We start from the raw sequence: 12,051 nt of genomic DNA, 5'->3' as shown, positions 1-12,051 counted from the left end.
CCCTAAAATGCGGACGCTTCTGTCCATGGGGGGAACGAGGGATGCAGGGCCCATTCGATGCTCGGGTCGACCAGATCACCAGCGCCTCGCGACCGTCGCCTGCTGACGAGGACATCCGAGCCCAACTGGAGCGAATAATTGGCAGCCCGGAATTTCCGAATGCCGGGCACGCGCACGCTTTCCTGCGCTATGTTGTCGAGGAGGCCCTCGCGGGGCGCGCCGAGCGCATAAAGGGCTACTCGATTGCGGTCGAGGTGTTCAACCGCGACGAGGGCTTTAATCAGGATGATCCCGTCGTGCGGATCGAGGCTGGGCGATTGCGGCGCACGCTCGAGCGCTATTATCTGGTTGCTGGTCCAAACGACCCCGTCCGGATCGATATCCCGAAAGGCAAGTATGTGCCGTTCTTTACCTGGAACGACCCGATGGCGGAGCCTCCTGCCAGCAAGATGGAGTCTTCTCCAAAATATTTATTGAGGCCTGGGCGGTGGACGATCTTTATTGGCCTGATTAGCGCAGCAATGCTTGGCTATTGGATCATTGTTCGGCCCGCCTCCGATGCATCCATGCGAGCATTAACTGCACCTGTCCCCGGCGGGCCGACGCTCGTCGTTGCACCATTCGCCAATCTTGGCGAACAGCCTGAAGCAAGGCTCTATGCACTGGGACTTACCGAGGAACTGTTGACAGCTCTGCCTCGTTTCAAGGAACTCAAGGTCTTCGGCAGGGAGACCTCAGAGTCCTTGCCGCCGGAGGTTAAACCGTCTGACATCCGTGGCACGTTTGGTGCCCGTTTTTTGCTGGCGGGTGGTGTGCGTGTTTCGGAAAGTCGCGTGCGGGTGACAGCCCGCGTTATGGACACGGCGACAAACGCAATTTTGTGGTCGCAAACCTATGACGACGACTTGCGCTCCCGGGGCCTGTTCGCCATTCAGTCCGATGTCGCAGCCAAGGTCGCAACGGCCGTGGCGCAGCCCTATGGCATTATCATGCAGGCCGTCACGGCGAATCCTCCACCGGACGATCTCGACGCTTACGGCTGCACGCTTCGTTTCTACGCCTATCGTGCCGAGTTGAGCGTGGAACGCCATGCGGGCGTTCGAGAGTGTCTGGAAAGTGCCATTGCCCGCTATCCGTCGTATGCGACAGCCTGGGCGATGTTGTCGATCATTTACCTTGACGAGGATCGGTTTGGGTACAATCCAAAATCCGATCCGTCCGCCCCTCTGGAGCGCGCGCTCAAGGCCGCGCGGCGCGCGGTTGAGCTGGACCCGGAGAATGCCCGCGCGCTTCAGGCTTTGATGACAGCACTGTTCTTCAACCAGCAATTGGCAGAATCGATGCGGGTGGGAGAGCAGGCGCTCGCAACCAATCCCAACGATACCGAACTAATGGGGGAATACGGCGTTCGCCTGGCCATGGGCGGCCAATGGAGCCGTGGCGCGGCGGTGTTGGATCAAGCCCTCGCTTTTAACCCGGGTGGCGCTGGCTATTATCACGGCAACCGGGCGCTCGCCGCCTATATGCTTGAGGATTATGATACGGCTCTGCTCGAAATCCGGCAGGCCAATCTGCAGAAATTCCCCCTCTTCCACCTTGTTGCTGCCGTCATCTATGCGCAGCAGGGCATGGCGGAGGATGCAAGGCGCGCGGGTGCAGTGTTTGTCGCGATGCGACCGGAGTTTCTCGCCAACCTCTCGGCAGAACTCAAAAACCGTAATATTCAACCTCATGATCGAGCACGTATGATCGCAGGCGTTCGCAAAGCGGGTCTTCCGATTCCGGCAGAGGCGGATATCTCTCCGAGTGAAGGATCCGATCCTCAACTGCAGTAGCGCCGTCGCCCGCCTTGACTCTACACGGTACGGAGCCGCGAGCCGCCCGTAACATACTAGAGGTTACGGGTTTTACCTTCCTGCATCGCGTAGTGTTCTTCCGTTCGGAGGCCATGTCGTCCTGATCAAGCGTGAATGCATTTTGTGCGTTCCCAATCCGGACCGATGTCGGCGAATGCGCGAAGCCAATGGAAGGCAAGTTCGATGAAGAACACAGCTCGAAAAGCGAAGCAGTTTACTGTGACAGCCCTTTTTTCGGTGGCGCTGTCCCTGATCATCGTGTCCAGCGCGTCTTCAGTTGCGTTTGCTGGCGAGGCGGAGGCCAAGGACCTGCTCAAGGCAATGTCCGACTATATGGCGAAGCAAAAGGCTATTTCTTTCGCTTATGATACCAATTTTGAGGTCGTCACCAAGGATCACCAGAAGCTGCTGCTGGCAAGCTCGGGCAAGGTTGAAATGGGCCGGCCCGACAAGTTCCGCGCCACGCGCTCCGGGGGATTTGCCAATGTCGAGATGACCTTCGACGGAAAGACCCTCACGCTCCTCGGCAAGGATGACAACCTCTACACACAGATCGAGGTGCCGGGGACGATTGATCATCTGATCGACGAGTTGAGAAACAAGCACCAAAGGCCCGTCCCTGGGGCTGATCTCCTTCTGACAAATGTCTACGAGGAGTTAATGCGTGACGTCACCGACGTGAAGGACCTTGGCAGCGGTGTGATTGGCGGCACCGAATGCGACCATCTCGCGTTCCGGACCAAGGAAGTCGACTGGCAGATATGGATCGCACAGGGCGAGCAACCCTATCCCTGCAGATATGTCATCACTTCCCATCAAGTAGACCAAGCCCCGCAATACAGCGTCCAGATCAGCGACTGGAAGACCGGCACGGACGTCGTTGCGCAGGATTTCGGCTTTAAGGCCCCGACTGACGCCAAGCAGGTCGACGACCCGAAGAAACTCGTAAACATCGATGAACTTCCCGATCACTTTGCCGTAGGAGGTACCAAATGACCGTGTCCAGAAAACTCAAAGTCATTCTGCTGACCGCAATTGTCGGATTGTTCGGGCTGGAACCTGGATCAGAGTTCTCGGTTCCGAGCTTATATGGCTTTGTCGGCACCGCCGAGGCCAGGGTCGGACGTCCGCTAACCCCCGTCAGCGTCGCAGGTGTTGCCCGGCGCACGGTACGGCGCTGTGCGGTCGGCGTGTACTATTGTTAGGTTTCTACCGACGGAGACACCCAATGCGGATGAGCAACAGCCGTTTCGGATGCTTGCAATGGGTGTTGATCGTAATGTCGATCATCCTCGGTCCAGGGTGCGCTGGTCATCCGAAAAATGTGCTTTTACCTGTCGCCGACACAGCTCCTAGATCAAGCAGGGTTGATATGCTGGTTGCGACGACGCGCAGCCGCTCGTCGATTCCCGGAGAGATGTTTACCGGCGAGCGCGGGCGGACACCAGCGTTTGCCGATATCACCGTATCGATCCCGCCCACGGGTGCCCGCAAGGAAGGCGAAGTCGCTTGGCCCAAGAGATTGCCTTCCAATCCGGCGACTGATTTCGCAACGTTGAAAGCCGTTGAGTTGACATCGGAAGCGGCCAAGAAATGGCTCAGCGCCTCTGTCAGGAAAAGCCCTGATCGCAGCGTGCTGGTCTTTATTCATGGGTTCAACAACAGGTTTGAGGATTCCGTCTATCGTTTCGCGCAGATCGTGCAGGATTCAGGCGTGCACAGTGCGCCCGTGCTGGTGACCTGGCCGTCGCGAGGCAGCCTGCTCGCCTATGGGTATGACCGCGAAAGCACCAATTATACACGCAACGCCTTGGAAACTCTGTTCCAGTATCTGGCGCGTGATCCTGACGTGAGGGAAGTCTCGGTACTTGCGCATTCGATGGGGAACTGGCTCGCTCTGGAGTCGCTGCGTCAGATGGCAATCCGCAATGGCAAGCTGCCGGCCAAATTCAAGAATGTCATGCTGGCGGCTCCCGATGTCGATGTCGACGTGTTCCGCTCGCAAATTGCCGACATGGGAAAACAGCATCCGCAGTTCACCCTGTTCGTTTCCCGCGATGACCGCGCGCTGGCGTTCTCGCGGCGGGTTTGGGGAGATATACCGAGACTTGGCTCCATCGATCCCGAAGAGGCTCCCTATAAACAGGAACTTGAAGACAACAAGATCGCCGTGATCGACCTCACCAAGGTCAAAGCCGGCGACAGCCTCAACCACGCCAAGTTCGCGGAATCGCCCGAGGTCGTCCAACTCATCGGTGCCCGCATTTCGGAAGGCCAGACCCTGACGGACAACAGGATCGGTCTCGGCGACCAGATACTGGTGGCTACGTCCGGAACGGCGGCCGCGGCAGGTAATGCAGCTGGAATGATATTGGCTGCTCCCATAGCCGTCGTCGATCAAAATACAAGGGACAATTACGCGAACCAGGTCGGTGCACTTACCGGGCCGAAAAGTGGAGCAAAGACAGCGGTCCCAGCGGGCTGCAGTACCGGACCCAGTCCAGCGGAGAGGTGCAACTAGGTGAAAAGTTCCAACATCTATCGCGTACTTTCCAAGGAGCCGCTGCTGCATTTCGCGCTTATCGGCGCAGTGGTGTTTGGCGGCTACCACTGGCTGAACGGCCGATTGCCAGAAGCGGACAAGGCGGAACCCATACACATCGGCGAAGGCGATATTCAATGGCTGAAACAGACGTGGGCGAGCCAGTGGCTGCGCGATCCGACTGCCGAGGAATTGAGCGGTCTGGTGAAGGATCTTGTCGGCGAACAACTGCTGGCGCGGGAGGCCGAGGCGGTGGGCCTCGGCGAGAACGACACGATCATCCGCCGTCGCCTGGCGCAGAAGCTCAAATTCGTGATCGAGGATACCGTCCAGCTGGCCGAACCCACGGAGGATGAGCTGCGGCAGTTTTACGCCAGCCATATGGCGAGCTTCGCCACGGCTGGCACAGTCTCATTCAAGCAAATCTATCTCAATCCCGAACAGCGGAAGGAGCCCATGGCCGATGCCACTGCTCTGCTCGCCGAGATGCGATCCAAGGGAAACGGCGACACTGTTGCGGGGGATAGGTTGTTGCTCGGAGACGACTTTCAGCGGATGGAGAATTCCGCCCTTTCTGGAATGTTTGGCGCGGAATTTGCCAATCAAGTCTTCGCACTGGAGCCGGGAAGCTGGAAAGGGCCGATCAAATCAGGATACGGCCTGCACCTGGTCATGGTAACCGAACACGTGCCGGCGGAGTCCCGTCCCTTCGACATTGTCAGGGATGCCATCGTCACGCAGTGGCGCAACAGCCAACAGAATGACCTTAGCCGTGCCTATCTCGAAGGTCTGCGCAAGAAATACGGTGTTCAATACGATGAAGGCTCGAAAGCCTTGCTGGCATCGCCAGGCCTGCCCAGTGTGGCCGCGAAATGACGCGGCTCTTCCATGGCTTGTCGAACCCACTGTGGCGGTGTTGGTTTGTCTCGCTCATCCTGTTTCTGAGCGCGGTTTCGGCCAATGCGCATGAAGTAAGACCTGCTTACTTGAGCGTTGTGGAAAAGTCCCCGGGTGAATTCAGCGTGCTTTTCAAGACACCGATGCAAGGCGATGCGCGGCTCGCATTGTCAGCGCTGTTTTCAGGCAAAATCGAGCATTTGACGGCTGTCGTTTCCCGCCAGACCAGCGACGCGATGGTCCAAACATGGCGCATGCGTACCGCCGAGCCGCTTTCGGGCCAGAACATCGTCATCGACGGGCTGACGAACAGCATGACCGATGCTCTTGTGCATGTCGTTCTTGCCAACGGCAATACATGGACAACGCGGCTAACCCCCAGCGAGCCCTCAGCCCTCATACCTGCCGCACAAAGCAGTGCGCGGGTTTTCACTGTCTATATGCGACACGGTATCGAGCACATCGCATTCGGCTTCGACCACTTGCTGTTCGTTACGGCGCTGATGCTGATCGTGCGTGATTGGCGCAAGCTGGTGAAAGCCGTCACCGCCTTTACGGCGGCACATTCGATCACCCTGACATGCGCAACGCTCGGATGGGTAAAACTCCCGTCAGCTCCGGTCGAAACGATGATTGCGATCAGCATTGTCCTGGTTGCAGCAGAGGTCGTTCGTATGGAGCGTGGTCAGCGCAGCTTGACCATCACCAGCCCGTGGATAGTCGCCTTCGCGTTTGGGCTTCTGCACGGATTTGGCTTTGCGGGCGCGCTGGTTGAGCTTGGCCTGCCGCAAGATGACATTCCCTTGGCGCTGCTCGCCTTCAATGTAGGCGTGGAGCTTGGACAGCTCGCCTTCATCACGGTGCTACTGACTGCGGTCTATTCGGCAAGGCATGTCGTCATGGTTCCGCGACAGGCCATCGTCGGCTCGGCATACGCGATCGGCGTTGTAGCGGCGTTCTGGAGCGTCCAGCGGCTGGACGCGATGTTCCCACAATTTTGAAGCTGGAGGAGGAAGTTGATGAAAACGGTCGAAGCCAGAACAAGCCTACTTTGTGGAGCCGCATTGGCGGGACTGTTGGCCGTCGGCCTCGCTCCCCCGGTCTCGGCACAGGAGAGCGTCGCCACCGACGTCGGAACATTCGATGCTGATACGGCCGCGAAGCTCTATCCCGTCAAGCGGCCATACTCACCTTGGGCAGGACGCAACTTCCCTTCGCGTCCTTTTTTCGGCGACACTCATTTGCATACATCCTTTTCCATGGACGCCGGCGCGTTTGGCGCACGGCTTGGCCCTGCGGACGCCTATCGCTTTGCCAAGGGCGAGGAGATCATGGCTTCATCCGGCCAACTGGCGAAGCTCTCACGGCCACTCGACTTCCTCGTCGTCGCGGATCATTCCGACAATATGGGTTTCTTCCCTGATCTCCTGGCAGGAAAGCCTGAGCTTCTGGCTGATCCGCTGGGGCGCAAATGGTACGACATGATGCAGTCCGGGCAGGGCGCGGCGGCGGCCGTCGATATTATTACCGCATTCGGTGCTGGCAAATTCAAAGGACCAATCCTTTATTCGCCTGATTCAGCAGCCTACCGCGGGGCCTGGCAGCAGACCATCAAGGCGGCGGAGGAGGCCAATGAGCCCGGTCGCTTCACGGCCTTCATCGGCTACGAGTGGACCTCGGGTACCGGGGGCAACAATCTGCACCGCAACATCATTTTCCGCGACAATGGCGACCGGGCGAGTCAGGTCGTGCCGTACACAACTCTACCGCCTGGAAGCGACAATCCACTTGATCTGTGGAAGTGGATGGCCGGGTACGAAGACAAGACTGGCGGCAGTGTGCTTGCGATCGCCCATAATGGCAATCTGTCGAACGGGCGCATGTTTCCGATGATCGAGCCGGGAACAAATTCTCCGATCGACCGCGAGTATGCGGAAATTCGCAACAAGTGGGAGCGGCTCTATGAGGTGACGCAGATGAAGGGCGATGGCGAGACCCATCCCTTCCTGTCGCCGAATGACGAGTTTGCCAATTTCGAGCGTTGGGACAAAGGCAATCTCGACCTGACAGTCGCCAAGACGCCGGACATGCTCGAATACGAATATGCCCGCTCGGCTCTCAAGAACGGCCTCAAGCTCGAGCAGCAGCTGGGCGTCAACCCCTACAAGTTTGGAATGGTAGGATCGACCGATGCCCATACCAGCCTGACGGCGGTCGAGGAGGACAACTTTTTCGGCAAGACATCGAGCAGCGAGCCGAGCGCAGTGCGGGCCTCCCATCCCTTCGTGAAGCAAGGCGATCGCGTCATCATGGGTTGGGAGCAGACGGCCTCCGGCTACGCCGGCGTATGGGCGAGCGAAAACACGCGCGAGGCGCTTTTCGATGCGATGCAGCGCCGCGAGACCTACGCCACGACTGGTCCGCGGATGCTGGTCCGCTTTTTCGGTGGCTTCGACTTCGACGAAAGTGATGCCAATACGCGTAGTCCTGCAATCGCGGGCTATACCAAGGGGGTACCGATGGGGGGTGACATTGGACCGGCTCCCGCCGGAAAGATGCCGACCTTCCTCGTCGCGGCGCTGAAAGACCCGATTGGTGCCAATCTCGACCGATACCAGATCGTCAAGGGTTGGCTGGACGCAGCCGGTGAAGTCCATGAAAAGGTATACGACGTGGCATGGTCGGGCGATCGCAAGCCGGGCAGTGAAGGCAAGCTGCCACCTGTCGGTGACACGGTAGACATCGCCAATGCAACGTGGAGCAACACAATCGGTGCGCCTGAGCTAATCGCGGTGTGGAAGGACCCTGAATTTGATGCGGCCCAGCGTGCATTCTATTATGGCCGTGTCATCGAAATCCCGACGCCGCGCTGGACCGCATACGACGCGAAGTACTTCGGCGTTACTATGCCATCAGAAGTAACGATGAAGATGCAGGAACGGGCCTATACCTCGCCGATCTGGTACAATCCATCGAGGTAAAATGCGAGCACTGCACGGAGCGAAGGCCGATCGATCGATCGAAGACGAACCCGCGGAGGAACGGTTATAGCCCATCTGCGAGCCCGGTGTGGCATTAACCATCCACGCTCGCCATTGATCACTCTTCCTATATCTCGTGGTAAGAGTCTCCGTTATGTTCAGGATGATACGAATACAGTTTTGATCTTCCCGCGCCCCCTTGGAGGCCGTCGATCCGCTGTAGTCTATCTGGAGCTTGAACATGCCCCTATACGCCATTACTTCCTCCCGTTGCGCCAGAGCTGAAGTTCATCCCGTCTGCATGATGAGCGGGGGCTTGGAAATATGCTCTGCAGATTCTCGTGGTGAGGAGGCCCTGAGCAATAGCCCCTTTGCAGGACAGGCCGCAAGGTCAGCACTTCCTACTGACACCAGATTGCCGCCTTAGTGAAAGGCAAGGTCCAGTTGTCACGCGAGATCGGCGTCGAGAACAAGACCCCGTGGGTGCTCCTCATGAAACTTCGCGAGTCAATCGCCTGGCGAAGCGTAACGGGGACTGGCAGGGCAAACCTTTACGCGGTTCACCCGTGACGAAAATGGCGAGGCAGCGTGGGCCGCTGTTCGAGATCACGTATCGAGGGACGCAACGGTCCTTGCGAACAAGCATGGAAGCTACAACGACTTGGCAGGTCTCAACCCGCTTGAGCGCGTCGATCACTCAAAAGCCTCTGGGAACTCGGGAGCGCGCAAGAAGCGCGGCGTTTTACTCCTTCAGCGCAAACACCGTGCACGGCAACGCGATGCCGCGCAGCGTGTGTTGGCCCAGTGCGATGAGGGGCTGCGTCGTTTCCGCTGCAAAGGCGCCCGAGAGCAAAGCAGTGCGGCCAAGCGGCCGGCAAAGGCCCTCCAACCGGCTCACCAGGTTCACCGCGGGGCCGATTGCGGTAAAATCGAGCCGGTCCGCCGTGCCGATGTTCCCCCACAGCATTTCGCCGAGATGCAGCGCCGTGCCGAACGACAGAGGCGGCACGTCTTGCGCAGCGCGAGTGCGATTGAGGTGATCCATACCGGCGCGTGCGGCGACAACGGCGCGTAGCGCTGCTTCGCATGCGGCGGCAGCGTCACGCTCGCCAATTGGAAAGATCGCCAGCACGCCGTCGCCAATGAATTTTAGGACCTCGCCGCCGAAGGCATGGACAGCACCGGCGATGCGGTCAAACCAGGCATCGAGGGCGGCAACCACCTCCTTCGGTTCAGTCGACTCCGACAATTCGGTGAAGCTACGAAGGTCGGCGAAAAGCAGGGCTGCCTTTATGGTCTCACCGGGCTCGCGCCGCAAACGGCCGGCCAGCACCTGTGCCGCGCTGCGCTGGCCAAGGTAGGCCGTTAGCAGCGCCGCCAGCGTCGAGCGCGCAGCCAGCAAGGCAAGTGGCGCAGCGGCAAAGCGCGCAACCTCTCGCAGCAGCTCCGATTCGAACCCGCTGAACGGCCGGGCTGACGTCCAGCCCAGCACGGCACCATTTGCCGGGCCGCCGACTACATCTTCCTGCACAAGACCGCTACCGAGGCCAGTCAGCCAGTTACCAGCAATATTCGCATGTTCCGGATCGGCAGGCTTGGCCAAACCCAGCGCCTCAATCACCCTTCCCGTGTCGGCGCGCCATAGCCAGGTCCGACGCTCGATGAGTGGGTGCGGGGCCGCTTGTGTAAGCGCGCCACCGGCCAGCGGCACACCGTCGGCCATAAGCCGTGCAGCGAGCGCTGTCAGGAAAGCGTCGCCGTCCGGAATATCGCTCGCCTCGTCGATCAGGAAGGAAAGAACAGATGGCAGTTGCATACGCGTCATCATGCAGCGATGCCCGCAACCTGTCACGTTTTTTTGTTTCTTGCGCGATATCTCGATTGGCTTAGATTGTCCCCTGGCCGGTACGACAGTGCCTTAGCTGGGGAGGAGGTCCATGACCGAGACATATCGCAGTGAGATCGAGATCGCAGCCCCGCAGGCAACGGTCTTCGCCTTCCTCACCGATCCCGACAAGATCCTGCGCTGGATGGGTACGAAGGCGACGGTTGAGCCGTATCCCGGGGGCATCTATCTCCTCAGCATGAATGACACACAAACTGCCCGCGGGCAGTTCACGGAGGTGATCCCGGTCCACCGCCTGGCCTACAGTTTCGGCTGGGAAGGGCACGAGAATGTGCCGCCGGGGTCGGGCCTGATCGAAATCGACCTTGTCGAGAAGGATGGGGGCACCTTGGTGCGCTTCACCCATGGCGGGTTGCCCGACGAGCAGGAACGCGCCAGCCACGAGAAGGGTTGGAATCACTATTTGCGCCGGCTGGCCGTCGCCGCAGCTGGCGGCGACCCGGGACCGGATAGACCTGTCGATGCGTGAAGGCCTGAAGACAATCGCAAGCGGATACAGATGTCGACCGGCGGCCGAGCGATTGCTCGGTTTCGCCGAACGGGGCGCCCGAGTGCTTCAATACTGTGGTACCTTGGGTGCCAGTTCAAAAGACGTACAACCGCTGAACCGGCGTTGTGCGAACGCGCTGGCGTCAAGATCGCCCAGTTGTCGTCCTCCCCTGAAAAGCTTTCAGGACCGGAGCTTGAGGCAAACGCGTTTCTCAAAGCATCCTAACGGCGTCAGCTTTGCTCCAACTCTTCACATGCCGAATCCCTTGCTTGCAAAAGGAAATCTTCTTATGCCCTGCATTTTTTATTGCGTATTCCCTTGGTTAAGAGCTAAAATATAGGAGTGGAAACACCGTTATTCTGGCGCCCTCCCTGTCAGCTGTTGGGAGGGCTTTCTTTTGCGCATGCGTGGGCAGCCAGCACACGCCATAAGCAGTTGGCCTGGCCGCGAGAGCCAAAATTCCATGGATGAAGCGGGTAAAGGCGGGTGAACTGTGCTTGGCGGCCGGACAGGTTGGAATTCAAAACGTCGCCTCGTTAGGCGCGACTTCGTGAGTACGCGCAAGGCGCCGACATCTTACCTGCTTTTTGATTTGACTGGACATGGCGACGGGAGGACAGTTTTGCAGTTTGGTGTTGAAACCCAGCAAGAGGCTCGGCCTGTATATCTTCCCAGGGCCGCCGAGCCTCTTTTCGTTGCAAACTGCCGGGGGCGAGATTGACGAGGATCAATAAAGGTTTGGCGTGGATGCAATCTCTGAACGCTTACATCAATCGTAAGCATTGCGCGCGCTGGCATCGTTCAGAAACACAGACTTGCTCCAACGACTGCTCAGCCCAAAAGTATTTCTGAGGAGGGGGCGTTAAGATGTTTCGATCGAACGGTCATTTTCAAAAGGCAAAAAATGTCCCTTTTGGCAGTATTGTTATCGCTAAACGGCACGGGGTTTCTTTTCCAGGTCTGGTCTTCGGTTGGGGCGAGGCAGATAATGAGGACATGTACATTCTCAACCTTGATGATCCCGCATCCCAGGCGTTCTCGCCACCATCAAATGACCCCGTCTTCGAGCTAGAGAATTGCAGGTTCGTTGCCTACGGCGAGCCATCGACAGTAGAATTCGGGGCCGCAACGAATGGCCATGCGGGCTGGATAGGAGTGGGTGCCGGATCGACTTTCTTGCTGATGCATCATGAGCCCACCCCCATGGCAGTGAATATCGATACTGGTCTTGTTCAAATTGGCGCTCCACTGAACATTCAGGGATTTTTAACCGGATGGAACGTTGTTCAACTGATTGGAACGGCGGAACACAGCATTGCCGCGTTCCGCTATTAACCCTGATCAAAGTTAAGGTCTCGGCTTCAGGTGTGGGAAACGAA

General features: G+C 58.5%; 10 protein-coding genes. 9 read left to right on the top strand and 1 reads right to left on the bottom strand.

Features of this window, described 5'->3' with window-relative positions:
- Positions 1-41 precede the first annotated feature (41 nt).
- The 7 genes from CU103_RS08670 (at position 42) to CU103_RS08640 (ending at position 8,276) form a co-directional block, all read left to right on the top strand.
- Positions 42-1,835, top strand: coding sequence for an adenylate cyclase (locus CU103_RS08670; RefSeq protein WP_106663509.1), 1,794 nt, complete (start codon positions 42-44; stop codon positions 1,833-1,835).
- 204 nt (positions 1,836-2,039) lie between these two features.
- Positions 2,040-2,852, top strand: coding sequence for a DUF2092 domain-containing protein (locus CU103_RS08665; RefSeq protein ID WP_106663913.1), 813 nt, complete (start codon positions 2,040-2,042; stop codon positions 2,850-2,852).
- On the top strand, positions 2,849-3,061 hold the full coding sequence (locus CU103_RS08660) for a hypothetical protein (protein ID WP_106663508.1): 213 nt from the start codon (positions 2,849-2,851) through the stop codon (positions 3,059-3,061). The genes CU103_RS08665 and CU103_RS08660 overlap by 4 nt, the downstream gene beginning before the upstream one ends.
- Before the next feature lie 74 nt (positions 3,062-3,135).
- Positions 3,136-4,377 (top strand): alpha/beta hydrolase, encoded by a 1,242-nt coding sequence (locus tag CU103_RS08655; RefSeq protein ID WP_245448678.1) that lies wholly within the window; start codon positions 3,136-3,138, stop codon positions 4,375-4,377.
- Positions 4,378-5,274, top strand: a complete 897-nt coding sequence (locus tag CU103_RS08650; RefSeq protein ID WP_245448677.1) for a peptidyl-prolyl cis-trans isomerase — start codon at positions 4,378-4,380, stop codon at positions 5,272-5,274.
- 146 nt (positions 5,275-5,420) lie between these two features.
- Positions 5,421-6,296: a HupE/UreJ family protein gene (locus CU103_RS08645; RefSeq protein ID WP_245448676.1), complete on the top strand. Its 876-nt coding sequence runs from the start codon at positions 5,421-5,423 to the stop codon at positions 6,294-6,296.
- Between the two features lie 18 nt (positions 6,297-6,314).
- Positions 6,315-8,276 (top strand): DUF3604 domain-containing protein, encoded by a 1,962-nt coding sequence (locus CU103_RS08640; protein WP_106663506.1) that lies wholly within the window; start codon positions 6,315-6,317, stop codon positions 8,274-8,276.
- Positions 8,277-9,018: 742 nt separating this feature from the next.
- On the opposite strand, the gene CU103_RS08635 is transcribed toward CU103_RS08640, so the two are convergent.
- On the bottom strand, positions 9,019-10,092 hold the full coding sequence (locus CU103_RS08635) for an adenylate/guanylate cyclase domain-containing protein (RefSeq protein ID WP_106663505.1): 1,074 nt from the start codon (positions 10,090-10,092) through the stop codon (positions 9,019-9,021).
- A 121-nt stretch (positions 10,093-10,213) separates the two neighbouring features.
- Here CU103_RS08635 and CU103_RS08630 point away from each other — a divergent pair, with 121 nt between their 5' ends.
- Both CU103_RS08630 and CU103_RS08625 read left to right on the top strand, forming a co-directional pair.
- Complete coding sequence (locus tag CU103_RS08630) at positions 10,214-10,651, top strand: SRPBCC family protein (RefSeq protein WP_106663504.1); 438 nt, start codon at positions 10,214-10,216, stop codon at positions 10,649-10,651.
- 888 nt (positions 10,652-11,539) lie between these two features.
- Positions 11,540-12,007, top strand: a complete 468-nt coding sequence (locus CU103_RS08625; protein ID WP_106663503.1) for a hypothetical protein — start codon at positions 11,540-11,542, stop codon at positions 12,005-12,007.
- Positions 12,008-12,051: the final 44 nt, after the last annotated feature.

The sequence above is a fragment of the Phyllobacterium sophorae genome (assembly GCF_003010965.1).
GTDB lineage: Bacteria > Pseudomonadota > Alphaproteobacteria > Rhizobiales > Rhizobiaceae > Phyllobacterium > Phyllobacterium sophorae.
This window is presented reverse-complemented; position numbering and strand designations above follow the sequence as displayed.

What these genes read in the sequence shown, in the direction of transcription:
- CU103_RS08670 (WP_106663509.1), top strand. Translation starts at nt 42, where the DNA reads ATGCAGGGCCCATTCGATGCTCGGGTCGACCAGATCACCAGCGCCTCG.
- CU103_RS08665 (WP_106663913.1), top strand. Translation starts at nt 2,040, where the DNA reads ATGAAGAACACAGCTCGAAAAGCGAAGCAGTTTACTGTGACAGCCCTT.
- CU103_RS08660 (WP_106663508.1), top strand. Translation starts at nt 2,849, where the DNA reads ATGACCGTGTCCAGAAAACTCAAAGTCATTCTGCTGACCGCAATTGTC.
- CU103_RS08655 (WP_245448678.1), top strand. Translation starts at nt 3,136, where the DNA reads ATGTCGATCATCCTCGGTCCAGGGTGCGCTGGTCATCCGAAAAATGTG.
- CU103_RS08640 (WP_106663506.1), top strand. Translation starts at nt 6,315, where the DNA reads ATGAAAACGGTCGAAGCCAGAACAAGCCTACTTTGTGGAGCCGCATTG.
- CU103_RS08635 (WP_106663505.1), bottom strand. Translation starts at nt 10,092, where the DNA reads ATGCAACTGCCATCTGTTCTTTCCTTCCTGATCGACGAGGCGAGCGAT.
- CU103_RS08630 (WP_106663504.1), top strand. Translation starts at nt 10,214, where the DNA reads ATGACCGAGACATATCGCAGTGAGATCGAGATCGCAGCCCCGCAGGCA.
- CU103_RS08625 (WP_106663503.1), top strand. Translation starts at nt 11,540, where the DNA reads ATGTTTCGATCGAACGGTCATTTTCAAAAGGCAAAAAATGTCCCTTTT.